Genomic DNA, 23,169 nt, shown 5'->3' with positions numbered 1-23,169 from the left:
CGTGATCACGAACGTAAAAAGTGCCTATGACCAGCAAGAATGAGGATTGTCGAGGTCCTTGTTCCTGCCACAGTCGGAGACGCTTCCCAGGTGAAGAACAAGCTCGGCTACACCGCGGTCGTGGATGCGAAGAATTCCAGCAGTGCGGCGTTGACCTGGTCGGGCCGCTCCAAGTAGCCGTAATGACCCGCGTCCCCGATTTCCGTGTAGCGGGAATCGGGGATCGCGTCGGCGACCTCACGGCTGAGATGCGGCGGCAGCACCAAGTCGTCGGCGAATCCGATGACGAGGCACTCCGAACGGATTCTTCTGTAGGCGTCCAAGCGGCTTGCGGTGATGCCCACATTCATCTGGGCACGGTATCCGGGTGTCCGTGCGACCGGCGCGACCTCGAAGATGTCGAGCCAGTTCTGAATCTCCTTGTCCTCATTGAGAGTCGCGGGTGAGAGATATTCCATGGCACGCTGGGTCGCCGCGTACAGCGGCGGTATCTTGTGGCCACTGTCGTGGAATTCCCGTTCCGCTTGTGAACGGGTCCTGCGCATGACGTCACTTCGTCCCCGGGTCGCGATCAGGACCGCCTGGCTCACCAATTCCGGTCGTGCCAGACACAGTTCCTGTACGACGTGGGCGCCCATCGAGGTGCCCACGAAGCGGCAGGGGCCGAGCCCCAGATGTTCGGCGAGTCCGGCCGTGTCCGCCACCATGTCGTCGACGGTGAATCCGTCGGCGCAGGCGTCGGTGGGGGCAATGCCACGGTTGTTGAAGGTGACGACCTGATATCCGGCCGAGACCAGCGCCGGAACCTGGTGCAGGTGCCACGCCCGGCCGCTCGATCCGGATCCCATCACCATGACGACGGGTTCTCCCCGGCCTGTGACGTCGAAACTGATGTTGATCCCGTTGACTTTGCTGATCGGCACGGCCGGCTCTCTCTCCGTCGACTGGTTCGCAAGATAGCTGCAGCGGCAATTCACCGGCCACAGCCCGCCCAGGTCATTCAGTCCTCGGTAAAAGGGCTGTACGGGCCGAAGCGGCCGGGAGAGCATCCCCAGGGGCCCGGAGAAGGGTTCCGGACCCGCACATGAGCGAAGGGGAAACTCATGGACAATCCGTTCGACGACGAGAACGGCACCTTCTACGTACTGGTCAACAGCGAGAACCAGCATTCGCTGTGGCCCGTATTCGCGGAGGTGCCGGCGGGCTGGACGGTCGTCTTCGGCGAGGACAGCCGCCAGGCGTGCCTCGACTATGTCGAGAAGAACTGGACCGACATGCGGCCCGCGAGCCTCATCAAGGCCATGGAGGCCGAGGCCGACGCCGCCTGACGTGATGTCGGGATGTGCCCAAACGGCGGGTGCCCGGACAGACAGCTGTCCGGGACACCCGCCGCCTCGTGCGGCCCTGCGGGCTTTACGGATCAGGCCCCCGTCGACCAGCTGCGCAGCGCCGCCGTGATCCGGGGCTCCTCGGACAGCGGCGCGAGGAAGTCGATCACGCCGTCCGGGCGGACGAGTACGGTACTCGGCTCGCGGATGCCGAATTCCTTGTGGAGGCGGCCGTCCGGGTCCTCGGCCTGGCCGATCACCGCCGTCCGTACGCCGTCCGGGACCCGGGCCGTGGCGAGGAAACGGCGGGCGCGCTCCGGGGCCGACGGGTGGGCGGACGCGGCGGTGAGGACCAGCAGCACCGGCTCGCCGAAACGGAGTTCGTCGTGGAGGGTGCCGCCGCTGCCCAGCGGGTGATCGGGCACGCGGGCGCCCGCGGCCAGCTTGCCCAGGCGTTCCGCGCGGCCGGGCAGCGTCAGGTCCAGCTGGGCCTGACGCGGAGCGACGACCCGGTCCGTGAAGCCCGTGCGCTGTCCGGCGGCGAGGGCCAGGTCACGGGCCGTACGGCGCCAGCCGGACAGCATCCACATCCTGGTCTGCCGGTCGGTGTCGGTGACGACGCGCTCGGCGATGTGCATACGCTCGCGCTCCCAGACGTCGAGAGCGGCGGCGGCCGGGCCCTCTCCGGTGCGGGCGAGCCGCCACGCCAGGGCCGAGGCGTCCTCGATACCGGTGTTGAGGCCCTGCGCACCGGCCGGGCTGTGGATGTGCGCGGCGTCGCCGGCCAGCAGCACCCTGCCCTCGCGGAACCGGCCCGCCATCCGCCGCTGCACCTGGAACAGGCCGGTGCGCTGCTCGCCCACCAGTCGCACAGGCACGGGCGAGCGTTCTGTCGCGGCCGCCTGGATCACCTCGCGGGCGTCGGTGGTGTCCACGCCGGGTGCGACGCTGACGAAGACCCGGTAGAGGCCGCCGGGCAGGCCGACGACGACGAGCACCCCCTTGGGGGTCATGAAGTAGTGCGCCTCGTCGTGCGCGAGCGGGGTGTCGCACTCGCCGTCGGCCAGCAGGAACTGCTGGGGGTAGGTGGCGCCGTCGAAGGGGACGCCGAGCTGCTCGCGCACGGTGGAACGTGAGCCGTCCGCGCCGATGAGCCACGGGGCGCCGAAGGTGGAAGTGGTGTCGCTCGTGGCCAGTTCCGCGCGTACGCCGTCCGCGTCCTGGCTCAGGGCGGTCAGCCGCACACCGAACTCGATCTTGCCGCCGAAGCGCCGGAGCGCTCCGCGCAGTACGTCCTCGGTGTCCTGCTGGGGGAGCGAGACGGCGTACGGGTAGCTCGTACCGCGTACCCGGCCGAAGCCCAGGCGGAGTTTGCGGCGGCCGCCCGAGTAGTAGTTCTGGGCGGTCAGCCTGAGGCCGCGGTCGAGGATCTCGTCGGCCGCGCCGAAGCGGGCGAACGCCTCTATGGCCCGCGGCCACAGCACGATGGACTTCGAGTGGGGGTGCGGGTGGTCCACGCGGTCGACGATCCGCGCCGGTACGTCTCTGCGCAGGAGCTCGATACCGGCCGTCAGGCCGACCGGGCCCGCTCCGACGATCAGGGCGCTCATCGGGGCTCCCCGGAGGCGATGCGGCGCAGGAAGGACGGGAGCGTACGCAGCAGGATGTTGCTGTCCGGCTCGGCGAGCAGCAGGTCCTGGTGGGAGATTGCCGTGTCGGTGTGCAGCTCGAACTCGCCGATCCGGGACTCGGCGGCGACCTTGGCCGCGGCCTGGCCGACCGTACCGTTGGAGAAGCCCGACTGGACGGCGTAGAAGGGGAGCTGGATCTCCTGGCCGTGCTGCACCCGCAGGCCCAGGAGCTGTGCGAGGTCGCCGTCGCTGGTGAAGTCGACGGCCCCGACGAGGTCGATCATCAGGCGGTTCAGGGTGTACCAGACCCAGCTGCCCGGCTGGGTGGCGGCGAAGGCGCGCGCGGCCCGGTCCAGCGGGGTCGGCCCGTCGTCGGTCCAGCCGCCGCTGCCGTCCGGGCGGCCGGAGTTGATTTTGAAGCCGGGGTGGTGCATCGACGCGTCGACGAGGTGGCCGAAGAAGCCGCGGTTGGTGAGCGGTTCGCCGCTGCGGTACGGCTCGGGGGCGACGGCAGCCAGGGGCGAGAGGGCGTCGGGCTCCTCCACCGCGTGCACCGCGGCGAGCTGGAACCACAGCGCGGCGAGCTCCGGCAGCTCACCGAATCCCGCGCCCGTACTGGACGCGTTCTCGAAGTAGGCGCCGGACTTCGTCTGCTGGAGCCAGCCCTTGGCGTTCTCCAGGGACAGCTCGAAGGAGAATCCGGCGCCGGTGAAGGCGTGGTGGACGCCGCCGTCGATGGCGACGAGGCCGTCGATGTCCTGGTGGCCGGGGTGGCCGTCGAAGTCCCAGGCAGCGTAGAGGAGGGCCTCGGCGGCGCCCAGCGAGTGCCCGCCGAGCACCACCTTGCGGCGGCCGCCGTCGGACGCGGCGCGCACGGTGTCACGGACGTCGTCGAGGAGTACGGCCAGGCCCCACTCGCCGGCTTCGGGGGCGGTCTCGGCGCTCTGCTGCTGGTAGGTGCCGCCCAGGTAGTACGCGCGGGCGGCCTCCGGCGTGAGGGTGAATCCGCTCAGGTCGGAGAGCGTCTGCTCGCGCCGGTCGACGGCCCACACCTGGAGGCCGGGTATCCGGGCGGCGAGGTGACGGGCGGCCGGGCGGAACACCCCGGCGGAGCCCTCCCGCCCGCCCAGCAGGACGAGCACGGTGGAGGCGTCGTCGGGGCCGACCCGCAGGACATGCGGGCGGTGGGTGTCGCCGGGGCGGCCGCCGGGGACGGGGCCGTACGACTCCCGCGCGGGGCGGCTGGTGTTCTCGGTGGTCATGAACGGGGTTCCTTCCGGGGACGGGGCTGGTGGGCCTTCCGGTGGACGGGGCTGTGGGCGGGGCCCGTGCGGTCAGTTGGCGGCGGACACCGCCACCGGCTCGGCGCCGGCCGGGGTCTGTGCGGGGGCCGGGTCCGCGGTCGGCGCCGGCCGCTGCGGGTGCTTGATGAACAGCGCGCCCACCGCTCCTACGAGGACCACCGCCACACCGGTCCAGATCGCCGGTCGCATCCCGTCCACGAACGCCTGCGCGGACGCGGCGCCGCCCGTGCCGACGCCGTCGCCCGCCGCGAAGAGGAAGACCGTGGTCAGTACGGCAACACCGAGCGCGCCGCTGAACTCCCGCACCGTGTTGTTGATTCCGGACGCCTTGCCCTGCTCGTGCTCGGCGACCGATGCCAGGACGACCACCGGATTGGAGGCGAAGACCAGGCCCATGCCGATGCCGGCGGCGACCATGGCCGGGGCGAGCGGGCCGTACGACATCCCGGGCTCCGCGACAAAGGCGATCCAGCCCAGCGCCGCGCCCTGCAGCAGCGAACCCGCGGCCATCAGCCGCCCGCCGCCGATCCGGTCGACGAAGGCGCTGGCCAGCGGCACGACGACCATGGGGGCGAAGGTCCACGGAAGGGTGGCGAGCCCGGCCTCGACGGGTGTGTATCCCATCGGGCCCTGGATGAACTGCACCAGGTAGTAGATCGAGCCGAATACGCCGAAGTACATCGTCAGCGAAATCAGATTCGAAAGGGCGAAGGCAGGGTTACGGAAGAACCGCAGTGGCACGAGCGGGGAATCCGTGCGCTGTTCCCGGGCCACGAAGGCAATCATGGTCACCACGGTGAAGGCGAGGGATCCCAGTACGGACGTCTGTCCCCAACCGCCTTCCGCCGCCTGCACAATGGCCCAGACGGCAGCGACCACGGACGCCGACACCAGCACGGCGCCGACCACATCCACCTTGCTGTCCTGGCCGCGGCTCTCCTTCACCGCCCACAGCAGCGCGGGCAGCGCCAGCACGCCGATCGGCAGATTGAGCCAGAAGATCCAGTGCCAGTCCATGCCCTGGGTGACCGCCCCGCCGACCAGCGGTCCCACCGCGATGCCGAGGCCGTTGACGCCGCCCCAGATGCCGATGGCCATGGAGCGCCGCTCCTCGGGTACGGCGGCCGCCGACAGAGTCAGGGAGAGCGGCAGGATGGCGGCGGCGCCCGCGCCCTGGACGATGCGGGCGGCGACGAGCAGAGCGGCCGAGTCGGCGAGCGCGCAGGCCACCGAGGCCACGGTGAACAGGGCGACGCCCCAGGCGAAGACCCGGCGCCGGCCGAAGCGGTCGCCGAGCGCGGAGGCCGCCAGCAGCAGACCGGCGAAGGCCAGCACGTAGCCGTTGACCACCCACTGCAGATCCGCCTGGCCGACGTCGAAGGTCTCGCTGATGTCGGTCAGGGCATTGGTCACCACCAGGTTGTCCAGCGACACCATGAACATCGGGACCGCAGTCACCACGACCGCCCACAACGGGCTTACGCGTTGCGACATTCCGTTCCGCCTCCAAAGGGGATTGAATTAATTGCAGTGCACCGCTCAACGGTAGCGAGAATTTCAATCCCGAGGGCAAGTGAAGGAGTGTCACTTTAGAGGTACGGAATGGCTCTTCAGGCCAGTGGATTGCCTACAAATGGCTGCGGGAAAGTGGACTGCCGCAGGATCCGGTGAATGGTCTGGAGAGTTGTACGGCCATGGGTGACGCTCGTGCCATGAAGAATTCGGAAAGCGCAGGTGAATCGTATTCGGTGATCGTCGGATACGGGAGAGCGGGCAGCGGACTGCATCACCGCGCCCTGCGGGACGCGGTCCGCCCGCAGCGGCCGGTTCTGGCTGTCGACCCGCGGCCGGCCGACGTCCCCGGCGGGCGCTGGGCGGCCACGGTGGAGGACGCCGTCGCAGTGCTGCGGGCCGAGGGGCAGGAGGTGTCCGCCGCGGTCTTCCACGTCGCGGTGCCGCCGGACGTACACCTCGACTGCATGGAGCGGCTCGTGTCTGCCGGGGCGCGTCGTTTCATCCTGGAGAAGCCGCTCGCTCCTTCGGCCGCCGAGGCCAGGCACATCGCCGACGTGGCCGATGTGACCGGCAGTTCGGTGCTGCCGATGAGCGTCTGGCTGGCCAGCCGGGTCACCGAGGTCGCGGAGGAGCTGGTGGCCTCGGGTGCGATCGGTGAGCCGGTCAGCTTCCACATGGAACAGAGCAAGCCGCGTTTCCGCCGCTCCGTGGACACCCGCGGCCACGGCAGTGCCTTCGAGGTGGAGCTGCCGCACCAGCTTCTGCTCGCCCTCCATCTCGCGGGCCCTGTCGCGGAGTTGACCGGGTCGCGCGGCTGGGACATGCCGCTGCCCGTCGGGCGGCTGCCCCGGATGGGCGGCGCCGAAGTGCGGATGCGCCACAGCTCGGGCGCGGTCACCACCCTCCTCACCGACCTCGCATCGCCCGTCCGTCGCAGACGCCTGCACATCAGCGGCACCGAGGGAACGCTCGTCGCCGACTACCCGGTCAGCGGCGACGACGACTTCGGCCAGGTCAGGATCGCCGGGCGGAGCACGCACACGGTGGTCGCCGACGCCCCGCTCACCCGGTTCATCGAGCAGGCGTACGCCCACTTCGACGGCGCGGGGCCCGCCCCTCAGGGCGATCTCGCCCTGCACCTGGAGTCGATGGAACTCCTGGAGGCGGCCCGCGCCGCGGCTGCCGCGGGGATCTCGCCCGCGCTCGTCCCCCCGCTCGTGCCCGCGCTCGCCACGGAGGCGGCATGAGCGTCGTAGCAATCATCGAACCGCGTTCGTCCGGTGCGGAGCTGATCGTGCGGGCCCGCGAACTGGGCCACACCGTCCTCGTACTGACCGGCGGATCAGGGGCGCGGGCCATCCCGGAGCGCCAACTCGCCCACGCCCACCGGGTTGTGCGGACCGACACCGACGACCCGGCCGCCGTCACCACACTGCTGGGCGCGCTCCACCAGGAACAGCCGCTGAACGCCATACTCCCCGGCTTCGAGCACTACGTGCCGATCGCCGCCCGGGCCGCCGCTGCCCTCGGGCTGCCCGGCATCGATCCGCGGTCCGTCGACGGCCTGCGGTACAAGCATCTGATGCGCCGGGCGGTCGCCACCGCCGGCCTGGACCAGCCCGCCTTCCGCGCCGCCTCCAGCGAACGGGCGCTCGCCGCCGCGTACGCCGAACTGGGCCCGCACTGCGTCGTCAAGCCCGTCGACCAGTCGGGCAGCCTCGGCGTACGGAAGGTGTCGACGGCCGCCGAAGCGCTGGCAGCCTTCCGCCACGCCCTGCGCCCCGCCGCCCGGTCCGGACCGGGCGGGCTGCGCCTGGCCGTCGTCGAGGAGTACGTCCAGGGGCCCGAGTACAGCGTCGAGGGGTACGCCGAGGGCGACCGGATCCACGTCCTCGCGATCACCGAGAAAGTCCTGGGGCTGGAACCGCACTTCGTCGAGGTCGGCCACATCGTCCCCGCGCAGCTGCCGCCGTCCCCGGCCCGCGAGATCGAGGAGTACATCACCGGTGTCGCCCGGGTACTCGGGCTCGGACTCGGGCCGTTCCACGCCGAGTTGAGGATGACCGAACGCGGCCCGCTGCTGATGGAGATCGCCGCCCGGCTGCCCGGCGACCGCATCCCCGATCTGCTGCGGCTGGCCAAGGGAGTGGATCTGTACGAGATCATGCTCCGCGCCCACCTCGGGCAGCCCAACCCGCAGCCGCGGCCCGCCCCCGGCGGCGGCCGCGCCGGAATCCGCTACTTCCTGCGGCCGGGACTGCGCGGCTATCAGGACTTCCGCGTCGACCCGCTGCTGGAGTCCGATCCGCGGGTCAGGGAGATCGGCGTACTGCTGCCGCCCGGCACCGAGCTGCCGGACCCGGGCAGCTCGGCGGGACGGCTCGGCTACGTGCTCGCCGCCGGTGATTCGTACGACGAGACGGCGGGGCTGCTGCGGCTCGCCGACACCTCCGTGACCTTCAGCTGACCCGAACCGGACCACCAGGAGCCACCGTGAACCGCCACGTCCTTGTCATCAACCGCTGGACCAACGCCTTCGCCGAGTACCACCGCTACGTCGACCACACCGCCGACCGGGTCTCGTACCTGACCACCGAAAGCGGCAGCGGTCCGCTGGACGCGGCGCTCGCCGAGGAGATCCGGGTCCTGCCCGACCTCTCCGACACCGAGGACGCCGTCCGCGTCACCGCCGAACTCATCGACCACCACGGCCGGTTCACCCACATCCTGGCGCTCTCCGAGTTCGACCTGGAGCTCGCCGGTGAGCTGCGCCGCCGCTTCTCGGTCCCCGGCCGTGGCCCCGAGGAGGTCGCCGCAGTCCGCGACAAGGTGGTGATGAAGGGCAAGGTCGCCGATGCCGGTCTGCGGGTGCCCGGCTTCCGGGCCACTCCCACCGCAACGGACGTCCGGGCCTTCGCCGCCGGGTCGGGCTTCCCGTTCGTACTGAAGCCGCGGGCCGGCGCCGACAGCCAGGGCGTGCATGTGGTGCGCGGCGCCGGGCAGCTGGAGGCGCTGCTGAACGGGGCCGACCTGAGCGAGGCGCAGTGCGAGGAGTTCATCGACGGGACGCTGTACCAGGTCGACGGGGTGATGGCCCGCGGAAAGCTGCTCGTCGTACGCAGCTGGCGGTGCGGCGGCAACTGCCTGGACTTCGCCACCGGCACCGCCTTCAGCTCCGTCGCCAATGACGACCCGGACTTCGAGCGCCGCGTCACGGTCTTCGCCGAACGGGTCTGCGAGGCACTCGGGATCACCGACGACGTCTTCCACCTGGAGGTGTTCCGCACGGCGGACCCCGCCGACGACGACATTGTCTTCCTGGAGATCGGCGCCCGTGCGGGCGGCGGCCAGGTCCGTTTCGTCTGGGAAGAGGTGTACGGAGTCGACCTGGTCGCCGCATCCGCACAGGTCCAGCTCGGCGACGTACCGAAGATCGAGCCGATGGACCTGAACGGCCCTGTCGCCGGCTATCTGATGATGCCCGAGCCGCCGGTACGGCCCTGTGTCGTCGACAGCGTGGAGTCGCTGGTGGCACGGATTCCGGCGATGTACGCCGAGACGCTGCCGCCGCGCGGCACGGTCCTCCAGGGCCACGGCGGTGCCGTCCACACTGCGGGAACCTTCCGCTTCAGCGCGACCGGTGCGGAGCTGGTCGAGACCGCGATCCGGCAGACCCTCGCCGCGTACCGCATCGAGTGGAGTCCGCTCAGGGAGGACCACGATGTCCTCGTCTGACCTGCTGACCAAGGCCGAGGAAGTCCCCGGCCTGTGGCGCAACCGGGACTTCCGCAGGCTGTGGGGCGGCCAGACCGTCTCCCTGCTCGGCTCCCGGGTCACCGAACTCGCCCTGCCGCTCACCGCGATCGTGCTGCTCGACGCCTCCCCGGCGCAGCTCGGACTCCTCAACGCCGCGCAGTATCTGCCGGTGCTCTGCGTCACCCTGCTGGCCGGGGTGATCGCGGACCGGGCCCGCCGCAGGCCGCTGCTCATCGGCGCCAATCTGGGCCGGGCCGCCGTACTGACACTCGTACCGCTGCTCGCCTGGACCCAGGGGCTCAGCATCGGCGCGCTGTGCGTCATCGCCTTCCTCACGGGCGTGCTCACCGCGCAGTTCGACGTCGCGTACCAGGCGTACCTGCCCGCCCTCGTCCCCAAGGAACAGCTGGTCGAGGGCAACAGCAAGCTCCAGGCCAGCCGTTCGGTGGCCGAGACCGCCGGGCAGGGGCTCGGCGGGGCGTTGATCCAGTGGCTCACCGCGCCCGTCGCGATCCTGGTCGACTGTCTCGGGTATCTGGTCGCGGCCGCGGCGCTGCTGCGGATCCGTACTCCGGAGGTACGTCCGGTCAGGGCGGGGCGCACCTCGGTCCGCAAAGACGTGGCGGAGGGGCTGCGGGTGACACTGCGCAGCAGACTGCTGCGCGTGATCATGTTCCATGCCTCCTGGTACAACCTGCTGTGGGACGTGGTGCTCGTCGTCTTCCCGCTGTACGGGATCCGGGTCCTGGGCCTGGGCCCGGCAGGCCTCGGCGGGGTCGTCGCGGCGGGCAGCATCGGCGCTCTGGGCGGTTCACTTGCCGCCGGCCGCCTCGGGGCGAGGCTCGGAGTCGGGCGGGCGATGGTGTCCGGGATGGCGGTGGCCTCGGCGGCGACCCTGCTGCTGCCGCTCGCGCCGGGGCCGGGCGCCACCGGGATCGCCGTACTCGTCGCCGGCTATGTGCTGAACGGCTTCGGTATCGCCGTCTTCAACATCCACTCCATTACGCTGCGCCAGGCGACCGTCCCCGGCCATCTCATCGGCCGGGTCAGCGCGACCTTCCGGTTCGTCACCTGGGCGGTGATCCCGGCGGGCGGGCTGCTCGGCGGTCTCCTGGCGACGGTCTTCGGGCCGCGCACGGCGCTGCTGGTGACGGGCGTCGGACTGGGCGTGGGCGCGGTTGCCTTCGTACTGTCGCGCACCGCCAAGCAGTCCTGATCACCAAGTCCCCCGAGTCCCCGAGTCCCCGAGTCCCCCGAGTCCCCGAGTTTTCGAGTCCCCGAGTTCCCGAGGAGTACGTGTGTACGTCAAGGTCTGCGGTCTACGGAAGGCCGCCGAGGTGGAGGCGGCGGTCGCCGCCGGAGCCGACGCCATCGGTTTCGTACTGACCCCCAGCCCCCGGCAGCTGACCCCGCAGGCGGTCCGCGAACTCGCTGCCCTGGTCCCGTCCGGAACCGCCGCGACCGTCGCCGTCTTCCGCGGTGAGCCGCTGGACGAGGTGCGCCGCGCGACGGCCCTGGCCGGCGTCGACACCGTCCAGCTGCACGGCGAGGAGGAGCCGGAGGCCTTCGCGGCCCTCCGCGCCGAGGGGCTGCGGCTGATCCGCGCCACCTCGCCCGCGACCGGCGCTCCGCTGGAGACCGGTGCGTACGGCGAGGACCTGCTCATCGTCGACTCGCCCCGGCCCGGCTCCGGCGAGCGGTGGGACCCGGCCGCGCTCGGCACCCGCCCCACCGGCTCCTGGATGCTCGCCGGCGGGCTCGCCCCGGACAATGTCGCCGACGCCGTCACCGGCCTGCGGCCCTGGGGCGTGGATGTGTCCAGCGGGGTGGAGATCAGCCGGGGCGTGAAGGACATCGGGTTGATCGAAAGGTTCATCGCTGCCGCGAAGGGAACAGGCCCCCTGCCTCCAAAGGCGGATTGAGGCGGCCACCGGGCGGATAGCAGCATCGGACTGCCCGGTGCCCGGACACGTACGGGCGCACTGCGCACTCGCACCCGATACGTCGTGGAGGATCCATGTGGCTGCCCACATCCGAGAAGTACCGAGAGTTCCTGGACCGGTACCTGCCACTCCATGCCCGTTATGTCGCCGGTGAACTCACCGAGGGCGAATGGGAGTTGTGGGCTGAGGGGCAGCTGCGGCGCGTCGTCGCGCTCGCGCAGTCCGGCTCGCCCTTCTACGCCCGCCGCCTCGAAGGGGTCGACCCCGCATCGCTCACCCTCGCCGCCCTCCCGGACCTCCCCTTCACCACGAAGAACGACCTCCGGGAGGCCATGCACGCCATCCTCAGCCGTGATCTCGACGAGGCGTGCTTCTTCTACGAGACGACGGGAACGACCGGGCCCGCCACACCCTGCCCGCGCGACCAGCGCGAGGTGATCGCCTCCAACGCCCATGTCACGGAGGGCTGGCGGAACATCTTCGCCGAGCACTTCCCCGAGCGGTCCCCGCGCGTCGGCATCATGGGGCCCACCGAGGTGCACTCGCTCGGCGACACACTGGGCGACGTGGCCCGCAACCTGGGCTCCGCCGTCGCCAAGATCTGGCCGTACTCCCCGGTCATCGGCTTCCCGAAGGCGCTCCAGCTGATGCGCGACCTCGCCCTGGACGTGGTGTTCTGCACGCCCAACGTGGCGCTCTCCCTCGCCAAGGCCGCCCGCGCCCAGGGCCTCGACCCGCGCCGGGACTTCGCCGTCAAGGTCTTCCTCGTCACCGGCGAGATGTGTACCCCCGACCTGGCGAGGCAGATCGACCAGGCCTGGGGAGTACGTACCTACAACGCGCTGTACGGAGCACAGGAGTCGCTGGTCATCGCATCCGCCTGCGCCCGTGGGCAACTGCATCTGGCGCGGCCCAACTATGCGGCCCAGGTGGTCGATCCGGACACGGGCGAGGAGCTCGGTCGGTACGGCACCGGTGAACTCGTCATCACCATGCTGATCGACGGGATCAAGCCGCTCATCCGCTACCGCACCGGCGATCTGGTGGATCTGCGCCGCAACGACTGCGGCTGCGGCATCCAGGGCCCGGTGCTCAAGGTCGTCGGGCGGACCCGCGACCGGCTGCGGCTCGGCGGACGCTCGTTCCAGGCCTGGGAGATCGAGCAGGCCGTACTGCGGGGCATCGACGGAAGCCTCGGATACCAGGTCGTCATCGACTGCGACGAGGCCGGCGAGGACCGGGTGACCGTACGGCTCGACCTGCCGGGCGAGCCCGGCCGGGAGCTCCGGCAGGCCCATGCGGGGCGGGTCGCGGCGGCCCTCGGCGTGCGCTGCGACGTCGAGTTCCTCGACGAGCTCGACCCGGTGACCACCACCGGCGCCTTCGTCAGCTGGAAGGCCGCCCGCATCCACGACCGGCGCACCGCCGCCGACCACGAGACCGAGGCGGCCCGCCGTCTCGCCGGAGCCCGGGGGCACCAGTCATGACCGAGAGCCTGCTGCACACACCGGCGGCCGGTACGGCCGAGGTCGACCCGACGCCGTTTCCGCTGCTCTGGGAGCCCGACCGCATACCGGGATCGCCACTGCTGCGGCCCGGCACGATGCGCATCGGCACGCTCGGCCCCGGCGGCACCACATCGATGGTCGCCCTGGAGCGGCTCGGGCACCGGCTGGCACATCTGGGCGGACCGGACGTACGGCCGGTGCCCTGCGACTCCTTCGAGGAGCTCCTCGCAGCGGTCGGCCGGCGCGGTGGCCCGTCGTACGCGCTCGTACCGGGCGCAGCCGAGTGCGCCACCCGCTTCTTCTGGTCGCCCGAGCTGCGTCTGGAGGCATCCTTCTCCACACCCACACCGGAGTACGGGATCGCCTCGCGCGCGCCCCGGCTGCCCGAGGGGCGGCTGCGGCTCGCCACACTGCACGAGACGCAGCGCCTTGCCGAGCTGCTCGACGGGACTGCGGGCGGCAGGGACGGCTACGACATCGACTGGGTCCCCGCCGAGTCGACGATGCACGCGGCGCAGCTCGCGGCTGCGGGGCGCGCGGACGCTGCCATCACCAATGAACCGGGGCGCGCGACGTACCGGTTGAGGTTCCACGTGTCCAGACCTGGGGTCCCCATGGTCTGGATGATCTTCGGCCCCGCCGCCCACGCACGACCGACAGGAGCGCACCAGTGACCACCGCCCACCGACCCCGTCTGCTGCTGCACGACGTCACGGTCCAGGAGGGCAAGGGGTATGCCTCCCTGCCCGCGCGATCGGTGCTGATCGACGGGGACCGTATCGAAGCCGTACTGCCGGCCGCCGAGGCCCCGGTGGAGGGCGACTTCGTCCGCTGGGAACCGGGCGAAGGTGGCGGCAAAGGCGGTGCCACGGTCATGCCGGGCATGACCCTCGGCCACACCCACATCGCGTACGTCAACGTCACCAACGGCCGCGAGACGCTCTTCAAGTACCGCGTCCCCGAGGTTGCGCTGCACGCCGCCCGGCACGCGGCCGACCTGCTCACCTGCGGCTACACCGCCTTCGTCGGGGCCGGTTCGGTGGCCGGAATCGACATGGCGCTCAAGAATGCCATCGAGGCCGGGGTCATCGCCGGGCCCCGCGTCACCCCGTGCAGCCGCGATCTGATGGTGTCGGGGCCCGAGGGCCGCCGCAATCCCGGGCTCAAGCAGCGCATGCCGCGCGAGCTGATGCCGGTCGTGGACGAGCTGGGGGATCTGGTGACGTACACGGAGGAGGAGATCGACCAGGGCGCGGAGATCATCAAGGTCTTCTCGTCCGGCGACGACACCTTCCCCAACGCCCGCTCCGAAGAACTCCTCTTCACCCGGGAGGAGCTGGCGACGGTCGTACGCGTCGCCCATGCCCGCGGTGCGCGGGTACGGGCCCACTCGCGCGGCCTCGGCGGCATCCGCAACGCACTGGCCGCGGGGGTCGACGTCATCGATCACGCGACGTACGCCGACGACGCCGCTCTCGATCAGATCGCCGAGCGAGGGATCTTCGTCGTGCCGAGCCTCTTCCAGCCCACCCAGCTCCTCGAACTGGGCGAGAAGTTCGGCAAGGCCCCCGACTACCTGGAGGCGCTCGACTTCAAGGACGAGATCGCCAACACCCTGCGCTTCCTGCCGAAGGCGGAGGAGCTGGGCCTGCGGATCGTGCCGGGCGACGACTTCGGCTTCGCCTGGACCCCGCACGGCACGTACGCCGACGAGCTGGTGATGTACGTCGAGCGGGCCGGCATCTCCCCCGCGACGGTCCTCAAGTGGGCCTGCGCGAACGGGGCCGCCCTCGCGGGGCGTGGCGACGACGCGGGCACGGTCGAGCCGGGGCGCCTCGCCGACCTGGTCGTCCTGGACCGCGACCCGGCCGCCGATCTCACGGTCCTCCAGGACCGCACGGCGCTGCGCACGGTCCTGCTGGGCGGCCGCCACGTGGCGGGCCCGGCGGCCCCGCCCACCGCCTGACGCGCGGGGCCCGGGGCCCGGGGACGGCTCAGGCCGCCGCCGGGGTGAGGAGGGCGGCGCGTTCGTTACGGGGGAGCGAGGCCAGCAGACGGGCTGTGTCCTCGCGTCCGCCGTGGGGGAGCAGCAGGACCCGGAGCATGTCGATCATCCGGTCGATCAGGCCGCGCGCCGCCGCCAGCCCCTCCCGGTCCTCCTCCGGCGCGAACTGGTCGTGCACAAAGGCGGGGAAGCCGCTGCCCGCCAGGATCATCCGGTTGAGCAGCACATTGTCGACCAGCTGCCCGTACACCCGGTCGTGGCTGTAGCGGCGGCCCGTGACCACCACCCCCGCCACCTTGTTGGCGAGCGGCCGCTCGAAGCGCAGGTGGCCCACCCCGGCCCGCTCGATGAAGGTCTGCATCACGCTGGAGAGCCCGAAGCCGTGCACGGGCGCCGCGTACAGCACCCCGTCCGCCCGGATCAGCCGGTCCACCAGGGAGGCCGTGTCGTCCGGCATCCCGCACGGGACCGGACGGATGTTGCAGTCCCCGCAGGGCCCGCAGGGGGTGATCTCGTACTCCCGGAGCGGGATCACGTCCAGATGCACCCCGTGCTCGGCCGCCGCCTCGCCGAGCATCCGCAGCACGCGGGCGGTCAGTCCGTCCGGGCGCTCCGATCCGTTCAGCGCCGCTATCGTCGCCCAGTGGCCGGGGCTGTCGCCGTTTCTGTCCATCTCTTCGTACCTCCAAGGAAGTTGTCGATGAAGCGCAGCCCGTGCTGCGTCGTGATGCTTTCGGGGTGGAACTGCACGCCCTCGACGGGCAGTTCGCGGTGGCGCAGACCCATCACACAGCCGTCCTCGCGCGCCCGCGCAGTCACGGTGAGCCCGTCGGGGAGCGGCTCGGAGACGGCCAGCGAGTGGTACCGGGTGACTTCCGCCCCGTCCGGCAGCCCGGCGAAGACGCCCGTGGAGTCGTGATCGATCCGGCTGGTCTTGCCGTGCACGGTCCGGGCCGCCGTCTCGATGCGCCCGCCGTACGCCAGGCCGATGGCCTGATGACCCAGGCAGACGCCCAGGATGGGCACCCGGCCGGCGAAGCGGCGTACGAGCTCGACGTGGCCCGAGTCGGCCGGGTGACCGGGCCCCGGGCCGAGCACCAGCGCATCGGGGCGGGCCGCGGCCAGCTCGGCCGGGGTGCGGGTGCGTGACCTGACGACCTCGGTCTCGGCGCCCTGCTGCCGCAAATAGTGGTCGATGATGTGGACGAAGCTGTCGTACGCGTCGATGAGCAGGACCTTCATGCGGTGAGCTCCTCACCGGTCACGGCGCCGTACACCGCACTCATCTTGATCAGCGTCTCGCGCCACTCGCCGTCCGCCGACGAGTCGGCGACGATCCCGGCGGAGGCCTGGAGCGCGTAGGTGTCGCCCTCGTGCACGGCGGTACGGATGCACAGCGCGAGCACCGCGAAGCCCCGCACATCGATCAGTCCGATGGCCCCGGCGTAGGCGCCGCGTGGTTGCCGCTCGATCTCGTCGATCAGCTCCATCGCCCGCAGTTTCGGCGCACCGGTCATGGTCCCGGCGGGGAAGACGGCACGCAGTGCGGACCAGACGTCCTCGCCCTGTGCCAGCTGTCCGCCGACCGTGGAGACCAGGTGGTGCACATGGGAGAAGGCCTCGACGCTCATCATCGAATCGACCGAGAGTGTGCCGGGCCGTGTCACCCTCGCCACGTCGTTGCGGCACAGGTCGACGAGCATGACGTGCTCGGCGCGCTCCTTCTCGCTGGCGCGCAGTGCCTCGACGCGCCGGGCGTCTTCCTCTCCCCCGTCCGAGGACCGGGCCGCCGTGCCCGCGATGGGCCGCATGGTGAGCCTGCCGTCCTCGATGCGGAACAGCAGCTCGGGGCTGGCGCCGATCAGGGTACGGCCCGCCCACGGCGCGAGGTACATGTACGGCGACGGATTGCGGTGCCGCAGCCGGCGGTAGGCGTCGAGGACCCCCAGCGGGGTGCGCACCTCGATGCGGTGGCCGATCTGGATCTGGTAGACGTCACCGGCCCTGATGTGCGCGAGGCATCGCTTCACCCGCTGGGCGAAGGTCTTCCGGCCGACGGTGCGGCGCACGGCGCGAGGGCGCGGCGCGGTCGGCACGGCGGCGTACCGGCGGGCGGGCAGCCCCCGTACCAGGACGTCCAGTCCGCTGCCGAGCGGGCCGCTGCCACCGAACTCCGCCGCCTCCGCCCGCAGATGGCGGGCGCCGCCGCCCAGCACGTCGTACCAGACGGTGTGCCGGAAGGCCGTCAGTGTGATCTCGGGCGCCGCGCCGGGTCTGCGCGGCGGCAGCTCCTCCATGTACCAGGCGGCCTCATAGCCGAAAGTGGCCAGGAAACCGAAGGCGTACGTCCCGGGGCCCACCTCGCTCTCCACCGCGAAGGAGGCGTCGACGGCCCGCAGTAGATCCCACACGTCCGGGTGCTGGGCCGCCACCGTCTCCAGGTGCCGCACCAGCTCCGGCAGCCCGTCGAAGGAGACCCGCCCGTCCCGCACGGTGATCCGTGCCAGCACGTCCGCGCCGACCACCGCGGCGCGGCAGTCCTGGTCCGGTCCGGCGAGGCTCTCGAAGAGGAACACCTGGTCGGAGCCTAGGCGTTCGCGCAGATCCGCATAGAGCGCGAGCGGTTCGTGCGGCGGCAGTTCGTCACGTGCCACGCGCACCCGCATCAGCGTGGCGGCCGGCGCCGGGGCCGGAGCCGGGGCAGTCACGGTCATCGTCGGTGGTCCTTCTTCCGGTACGGATCGGTATGTCGCCGCACCTCGACCGGCGGCGTACCGCAAGCCAATCAACGACGCCCGTACCCGGCCCAGACCACCAACCGGTGTGACGGCCGGACCACTTACTCCTGGCCGGTGAGCAGCCGCTGCGCCGCCACCAGGGCGTCCCTGCAGGTGTCCGCGTCCACGCCCGGGACCGAGCAGGCCAGCAGCAGCACCCGCCTGGTCTCCGCTGTGACGGCCTGGTGCACGCCGTCGCGGTGGGCGAAGAGGGAGAGGACACGCCCGTCGTCGGCGAGGACGGGGCGTCCCGCTTCCAGGGGCACGGGACCGTCCGCGCCCAGGGCCGTGAACTCCTCGTCCCCTACGGTCAGTTCGAGCCGCACGTCCCCGTCCAGCTTGTCCCGGTCGAAGACGCCGAGCGCCACCAGAGAGCTGACCGCCACGGCATTCACCGCGTCGACCGCCGGGTTGATCCGAGGCCAGGCGCCCAGCGGCTTGCCGCGCAGTCCCCGGTCGACCAGGGCCTGGACGGACGGGGGCTGCTTGTCGGGGTGGGCGCCCAGCATCCGGGAGAGGTCGCGGTAGGCGGCGGTGTGCGGGGCGTTCCTGACCTCGCTGCGGCTCGCCCGGTGCCATACGGCGTGCGCCTCGCTCCACAGCCGCTCGGTGGAGGCGGCCAGCGACGCGGTGCCGGCGGTGATGTCGGCCGCCAGAGTCAGTACTTCGACGCCCGGCATCAGGTCACGGGCGGCGGGCGACACCGTGATGCGGCGGAAGGTGGTGCCTGGGGGAGTCGTGGTCACTGGGTGCCTCCGGAGAAGGTGAGCCGGTCGGTGGTCCGCAGGTCGAGATCCTCCGCGGAGACGACCCGGTCTGTGTCGACAAGGATGTTGTAGTGGTTGGGCGCGTGGCTCTCGTCGAATCCGGCCACCACTCCGATCAGGCCGTCCGGTCCGTGGACGCGGTCGCCGCGTTCGATCACCGCGCCCACCGGGAACTCGGCGAAGCCGAGGAAGCCGACCCGGTCGACCCGGTCGCCGGGAGTGGCCGGACGGTTGGTGGTGGTCACCAGTTCATGAACGTCGCCGGCGCGCACACAGCGCGACTGCCACGGGGAGAGCGTCATGCCACGGTCGGTCCTGCGGTGGAAGAGCAGCTTCACCATCCGGGCCGTCACGGGATCCTTCGCGGCCATCCGCATCCGGCTCTCCTTGGTGCGCCCGACGGCGTACGCCTCCTCGACCAGGTCCACGATGTGCGGGCCCCGGTCCGGCTCGTCCCTGCCACCGCGTACCGTCGCGAAGAAGTCGGCCATGATGCCCGCGTACTCGTGGTCGAGGGACGACTTGAACGCCGTGTAGCCGTCGAGCATGTCGGCGTGCAGCACACGCCCGTCCTTGAGATGGACGGTGATGTCCTTCCGCTCCCCGGTCTCCAGCGCCCAGTCGAGGTCCACACCGACCGGAATGCCGTCGGCGGTGGCCAGCTCCAGGGTGGCGCAGAACTCCACTCCCGCCCGTACGTCCCCGATCGTCGCGTCCAGCAGCGTCAGCGGGCCGAGCACGGTCTCCAGGGCGTCCAGTGCGTTGGGTCCGTTGTCGATGATGCAGCCGCCGCCGCAGCGGTCGATGTCGAGATACCAGCGGTCGCTGCCCGTGTGCTCCTCGATGCGCTCCTGATAGCGGCTGGTGACGCGCTCGATCCCGGCCGGGTCGGGCAGTTCGGCGGCCAGCCGCCGCACGTGGGAGTTGTAGCGGCGGTGGAACGCGGTGAAGAGGGTCGCGCCGTACTCCTCGGCGAGCGCCGTCAGTTCGCGGGCGTCGCTGGACGCGACCGTGAGCGGCTTCTCGCAGCAGACATGGATGCCGGCCCGCAGGACGTCGGCGACGACCGGCGCGTGCGCATGGTTGGGCAAAGTGACCACCACACCGTCCACCAGGCCCGATGCGAGCAGCTCGCGGTGGTCGGTGAAGGTGGCGACGCCGGGGGCGAAGCCGTCGAGCTTGGCGGTGTCGAGGTCGCAGACCGCCGTCAGGGTCAGCGAGGGGTCGTCGTCGACAGCCCGGTAGAAGAATGGCGCGATCACACCCAGACCGATCACTCCGATACGCATGGGTCGCACGGTGCTCATGCCGCCACCTCCAGGACACGCTCGGTCAGCTCGACGGGGGCCTCGGTGGACAGCTGCTCGGCCAGCCTCACGAGGCCTTCGGCGACCGGGTCGGGCAGTTCGACTCCGTGCAGGACGGAGCGCTCGTAGCGGGCGGCCTCCGGCGCACCCGGATAGGTGACGCCGTTCGCGTACGCCGCTACGGGTGAGTTGGCCACCGTGTCGAGCAGCGTGCGGTTCTCGGCGGCGATGTGCGGGGCCGACCCGAAGGCGGCCGGGTCGATCACGATCGCCGTGTGGCCCACGTTGTCGTCGCCCGCCGGCTCGCCGTTGAGCACCCCCGGGCGCGGTCCGTACGATGCCCCCGACAGCGGCCCGCACAGCAGGTCGACCAGCAGCGCCAGCCCGAAGCCCTTGGCCCCACCGGTGGCGGCGGGGCCGCCCAGCCAGGCGACGTCCGCCTCCTCGTCCATGAAGGCACCGGGATCGGTTGTCGGGGTGCCGTCGTGGCGTACCAGCCATTCCTCGGGCACCGGACGGCCCTGCTTGTGGGCTGCCTTGATTTTGCCGGTGGCGACCACCGTGGTGCTCATGTCCAGTACGAAGGGCGCACCGTGCGTGACGGGGACCGCCGCGCTGAGTGGGTTCGTACCCAGCATCCTGACGGTGCCGCCCAGTGGCGGTGCGACGCCTTGCGCCCCGCAGTTGGTCATGGCGATACCGATCAGCCCGGCGGCCGCGGCCCGCTGCGTGTAGTAGCCGGCGCTGCCGAAGTGGGTGCTGTTGCGCACGGCGACCATGCCGATGCCGGTCTGGCGGGCCTTGTCCATGGCGATGTCCATGGCCCGGTCCATGGTGACCAGGCCGAGTCCGCGGTCGCCGTCGAGGAGGGCGGTCGCGGCGGTCTCCCGGACGATGCGGGGCTCTGCGGAGGCGGAGATACGGCCGTCGAGGAGGCGTGGCGCGTAGATGTTCACCAGCCCGTTCGTGCCGTGTGTGGTGAAGCCGTTCGCGTCGGCGTAGGTGATGACGTCGGCTGCCGTACGGGCGGAGTCCCCGTCGAGTCCGCACTCCAGGAGTATCTGCTGGACGAACTCGGTGAGGTCGGTGAGCGGAACGGTGACAGTCATGGTCGGTCCTTCTCTCTCGTTCGATGGTGTCGGTCAGTCCGTCAGTCAGTGCTGGTCGCGAAGGCGTGGACCAGCGCTTTGATGCGGTGTGCGTAGTCGTCGAGGTCGTCGAGGTGGACGTGCTCGCCGGGGGTGTGCGCGCCGTTCGCGTCGAGCCGCCCGGGGCCGCACACCGCCACGTAACGGCCGGGCGCCGGGGCCCAGATGGCGTCGCAGGTGAAGGCAGAACCGTCGGCCATCCCGTCGTGGCGTACGAACCCGGCCCGGCCCAGCAGGAGTTCGGCCTCGGCGTCACGGTTGTCGAGGGTCGGCAGGCCCCGCTTGAGCCAGTCCAGCCGTACCGTCCGCCGCCAGTCCCGTACCGTGCGCCGGTTGAACGGGTCCTGGGCGTGGGCGGCGGTGAACTCGCTGCGCGCCTCCTCCAGCAGCACCTCCAGCGAGGCGGCGAGCAGCTCGGCCTGTTCGGCGGAGGGGTAGGCGATGTTGAGGAGCAGCTCCCCGCCGCCGTACACCCGGTTGTGCGCATGGCCGGTGTGCAGACCCGCGACGCACAGCTTCGCGCCCATGCCGTGCGCCAGCGGGCCGAGCCTGCGGGCCAGGAAGTCCGCGAGGAAGCCGAGAGCCACGGTGGCGTTGTGGCCGTCGCCCGGGTGGTCGTCGGTGGAGTCCTCGCCCGTCACGGTGATCCGAGGCGTCATCGCCGCCGTGCACGCGTCCATGAAGCGGCCGCCGGTGGGCTCGGCGAAGACCATCAGCCGCCCGGTGTATCCGGCGTCGACCAGGGCGCGGGTGCCGTACGTTCCCATCGCCCCGCCCTCCTCGCCGGGCACCGAGGCGATCTGCACCTCGATCCGGTGGGCCAGCGACGGGTCCTCGGCGAAGGCGGCGGCGACTCCGGCCAGCGCCGCGATGCCGGGCCCCTTGTCGTCGACGGCGCCCCGGCCGTACAGCACCCGGCCGTCCAGACGGGGTGCCACGTGCGGTCCTACGGTGTCCATGTGGAAGTTGATGACGAGCCGGCGCTCCTCGGGCTGCGGGGCTCCGAGCGCCACGACGGCCGACGGCTGGCCGGCCAGGAAGCCCGCCAGATCCCTGCGGGCCGCCTCGCGCACCGGTGCGGGCACCTCGGGGCGCTCCAGGAGCTCGGGCTGCGGGGCCTCGTGGAGCACGGCCTTGAAACCGCGGGCCTCGGCGCCCGCCACGAACACCCGCTGGGCGCGGGCCGCGCCGTCGAGCGGACCGCCCTCCAGCGGGGAGACGGAGTCGACGTCCATCAGCTCGGTCAGCCACCCCAGGTCGTCCCGGGTGAGAGTGGTGGCGGGCTCGGCGGCCCTGGTCCGCTCAGACATGGGAAGCCTCCTTCTGAATTCCGAGGAGCTGGGTGAGGGCCCGGGCGTAGGCCCGGTATCCGGCGGCCAGTTCGGCCGGGTCGCCGGCCACGCCGAGGTGCGGAATGCGGGCCAGATGGGGTTCGAGGCTGTACCAGCCGCGGTAGCCGTACTCCTCCAGCAGCCGTACGCACTCGGTGAGCCGGACCGTGCCCCGGCCGGGCAGGGTGAACTCGGCGGCGCCGTCCGCCCGTACGAACCCGTCCTTGATGTGCACGTGGTCCACCCAGGGCAGCACCCGCTCCAGGAATTCCACCGCGTCGTAGCCGTACGCCAGACCATTGCCGGTGTCGAAGAGCAGCCGCAGCCGCGGGCTGCCGACCTCCTCCAGCATCTGTACGGTCTCCTCGGCGCCCTGGCCCGCCCAGCCCTGGCAGTTCTCGTGCAGCAAAGTCACCCCGAGGCGCTCGGCCTCGCGGGCGAGGACCCGCATCCGGCGCAGCGACTCCGCACGCCACTCGGCGGCGGGGCGCCCGTCACTCGGGTACGACATCACGCGCAGCCGGTCGCACCCGAGGAGGGCGGCGGCGTGCGCCGAGCCTTCGAGCACGGCCAGTTCGGCATCCAGGGAGGTGGCGACGGTCGTGGACCAGCTGCCGACCGGGGTGTCCACGACCGGCACCGTCAGCCCGGCGACGATGGTCCTGCGGGCCACGTCGGCGGCCTCGCCCGGCGGCAGCTCGTGCAGTGCGCGACCGCCGTCGACGGTACGCAGCTCAAGCCCGGTCAGGCCGAGTTCGTGGTGGATGGTGAGCTGCTCGGTGAGGCCGGGGGCGGCCTCGTCGCCGATGCCGCACAGCCGGGCGTACTCGACAGTCCCGGTGGTCACGG

21 protein-coding genes are annotated in these 23,169 nt (G+C 71.4%); 9 read left to right on the top strand and 12 right to left on the bottom strand.

Features of this window, described 5'->3' with window-relative positions; all coding sequences use genetic code 11:
• Positions 1-107: 107 nt before the first annotated feature.
• Positions 108-923, bottom strand: coding sequence for an alpha/beta fold hydrolase (locus tag PXH83_RS09255; RefSeq protein WP_274558729.1), 816 nt, complete (start codon positions 921-923; stop codon positions 108-110).
• Between the two features lie 180 nt (positions 924-1,103).
• Here PXH83_RS09255 and PXH83_RS09250 point away from each other — a divergent pair, with 180 nt between their 5' ends.
• On the top strand, positions 1,104-1,328 hold the full coding sequence (locus tag PXH83_RS09250) for an MbtH family protein (protein WP_274558727.1): 225 nt from the start codon (positions 1,104-1,106) through the stop codon (positions 1,326-1,328).
• A gap of 92 nt (positions 1,329-1,420) precedes the next feature.
• Here the strand turns inward: PXH83_RS09250 and PXH83_RS09245 are convergent, their stop codons facing one another.
• From PXH83_RS09245 to PXH83_RS09235, 3 genes are all read right to left on the bottom strand, one after another.
• A complete protein-coding gene (locus tag PXH83_RS09245) occupies positions 1,421-2,938 on the bottom strand; it encodes an FAD-dependent monooxygenase (RefSeq protein WP_274558725.1) in 1,518 nt (505 codons plus the stop codon).
• Positions 2,935-4,221, bottom strand: a complete 1,287-nt coding sequence (locus PXH83_RS09240; protein ID WP_274558723.1) for an alpha/beta hydrolase — start codon at positions 4,219-4,221, stop codon at positions 2,935-2,937. The genes PXH83_RS09245 and PXH83_RS09240 overlap by 4 nt, the downstream gene beginning before the upstream one ends.
• Before the next feature lie 72 nt (positions 4,222-4,293).
• On the bottom strand, positions 4,294-5,757 hold the full coding sequence (locus PXH83_RS09235; RefSeq protein ID WP_274558721.1) for a DHA2 family efflux MFS transporter permease subunit: 1,464 nt from the start codon (positions 5,755-5,757) through the stop codon (positions 4,294-4,296).
• A 218-nt stretch (positions 5,758-5,975) separates the two neighbouring features.
• On the opposite strand from PXH83_RS09235, the gene PXH83_RS09230 reads away from it, so the two are divergent.
• The 8 genes from PXH83_RS09230 (at position 5,976) to PXH83_RS09195 (ending at position 14,951) form a co-directional block, all read left to right on the top strand.
• A complete protein-coding gene (locus tag PXH83_RS09230) occupies positions 5,976-7,025 on the top strand; it encodes a Gfo/Idh/MocA family protein (protein ID WP_274558718.1) in 1,050 nt (349 codons plus the stop codon).
• Positions 7,022-8,245, top strand: a complete 1,224-nt coding sequence (locus PXH83_RS09225; RefSeq protein WP_274558716.1) for an ATP-grasp domain-containing protein — start codon at positions 7,022-7,024, stop codon at positions 8,243-8,245. The genes PXH83_RS09230 and PXH83_RS09225 overlap by 4 nt, the downstream gene beginning before the upstream one ends.
• Positions 8,246-8,271: 26 nt before the next feature.
• Positions 8,272-9,513: an ATP-grasp domain-containing protein gene (locus PXH83_RS09220; protein WP_274558714.1), complete on the top strand. Its 1,242-nt coding sequence runs from the start codon at positions 8,272-8,274 to the stop codon at positions 9,511-9,513.
• The gene (locus PXH83_RS09215) at positions 9,500-10,750 is read left to right on the top strand and encodes an MFS transporter (RefSeq protein WP_274558712.1); all 1,251 of its coding nucleotides are present in this window, start codon (positions 9,500-9,502) and stop codon (positions 10,748-10,750) included. The genes PXH83_RS09220 and PXH83_RS09215 overlap by 14 nt, the downstream gene beginning before the upstream one ends.
• Before the next feature lie 82 nt (positions 10,751-10,832).
• Positions 10,833-11,456: a phosphoribosylanthranilate isomerase gene (locus PXH83_RS09210; RefSeq protein WP_274558710.1), complete on the top strand. Its 624-nt coding sequence runs from the start codon at positions 10,833-10,835 to the stop codon at positions 11,454-11,456.
• A 95-nt stretch (positions 11,457-11,551) separates the two neighbouring features.
• Positions 11,552-12,964: a phenylacetate--CoA ligase family protein gene (locus PXH83_RS09205; RefSeq protein WP_274558708.1), complete on the top strand. Its 1,413-nt coding sequence runs from the start codon at positions 11,552-11,554 to the stop codon at positions 12,962-12,964.
• Positions 12,961-13,659, top strand: a complete 699-nt coding sequence (locus tag PXH83_RS09200) for a hypothetical protein (protein ID WP_274558706.1) — start codon at positions 12,961-12,963, stop codon at positions 13,657-13,659. Before PXH83_RS09205 ends, PXH83_RS09200 begins: the two co-directional genes overlap by 4 nt.
• Positions 13,656-14,951, top strand: a complete 1,296-nt coding sequence (locus tag PXH83_RS09195) for an amidohydrolase family protein (protein ID WP_274558704.1) — start codon at positions 13,656-13,658, stop codon at positions 14,949-14,951. The genes PXH83_RS09200 and PXH83_RS09195 overlap by 4 nt, the downstream gene beginning before the upstream one ends.
• 28 nt (positions 14,952-14,979) lie before the next feature.
• Here PXH83_RS09195 and PXH83_RS09190 read toward each other — a convergent pair whose 3' ends face one another.
• The 8 genes from PXH83_RS09190 to PXH83_RS09155 form a co-directional block, all read right to left on the bottom strand.
• Complete coding sequence (locus PXH83_RS09190) at positions 14,980-15,663, bottom strand: flavodoxin family protein (protein ID WP_274558702.1); 684 nt, start codon at positions 15,661-15,663, stop codon at positions 14,980-14,982.
• Positions 15,621-16,232 carry an anthranilate synthase component II gene (locus tag PXH83_RS09185; protein WP_274558700.1) on the bottom strand — a complete coding sequence of 204 codons (612 nt, stop codon included), beginning with the start codon at positions 16,230-16,232 and terminating at the stop codon, positions 15,621-15,623. Before PXH83_RS09185 ends, PXH83_RS09190 begins: the two co-directional genes overlap by 43 nt.
• The gene (locus PXH83_RS09180; RefSeq protein WP_274558698.1) at positions 16,229-17,704 is read right to left on the bottom strand and encodes an anthranilate synthase component I family protein; all 1,476 of its coding nucleotides are present in this window, start codon (positions 17,702-17,704) and stop codon (positions 16,229-16,231) included. Before PXH83_RS09180 ends, PXH83_RS09185 begins: the two co-directional genes overlap by 4 nt.
• Before the next feature lie 125 nt (positions 17,705-17,829).
• A complete protein-coding gene (locus PXH83_RS09175) occupies positions 17,830-18,513 on the bottom strand; it encodes a B3/B4 domain-containing protein (RefSeq protein WP_274558695.1) in 684 nt (227 codons plus the stop codon).
• Positions 18,510-19,841 (bottom strand): Gfo/Idh/MocA family protein, encoded by a 1,332-nt coding sequence (locus tag PXH83_RS09170; protein WP_274558693.1) that lies wholly within the window; start codon positions 19,839-19,841, stop codon positions 18,510-18,512. Before PXH83_RS09170 ends, PXH83_RS09175 begins: the two co-directional genes overlap by 4 nt.
• Complete coding sequence (locus PXH83_RS09165; RefSeq protein WP_274558691.1) at positions 19,838-20,950, bottom strand: Ldh family oxidoreductase; 1,113 nt, start codon at positions 20,948-20,950, stop codon at positions 19,838-19,840. Before PXH83_RS09165 ends, PXH83_RS09170 begins: the two co-directional genes overlap by 4 nt.
• Before the next feature lie 41 nt (positions 20,951-20,991).
• The gene (locus PXH83_RS09160) at positions 20,992-22,299 is read right to left on the bottom strand and encodes a M20/M25/M40 family metallo-hydrolase (protein ID WP_274558689.1); all 1,308 of its coding nucleotides are present in this window, start codon (positions 22,297-22,299) and stop codon (positions 20,992-20,994) included.
• Entirely contained in the window at positions 22,292-23,167 is an 876-nt protein-coding gene (locus PXH83_RS09155) for a sugar phosphate isomerase/epimerase family protein (RefSeq protein WP_274558686.1), read from the bottom strand. The genes PXH83_RS09160 and PXH83_RS09155 overlap by 8 nt, the downstream gene beginning before the upstream one ends.
• Positions 23,168-23,169 lie beyond the last annotated feature (2 nt).

The sequence above is a fragment of the Streptomyces spiramyceticus genome (assembly GCF_028807635.1).
GTDB lineage: Bacteria > Actinomycetota > Actinomycetes > Streptomycetales > Streptomycetaceae > Streptomyces > Streptomyces spiramyceticus.
The sequence above is the reverse complement of the archived record's forward strand: the minus strand, read 5'-3'. Positions and strand labels throughout refer to the sequence as shown.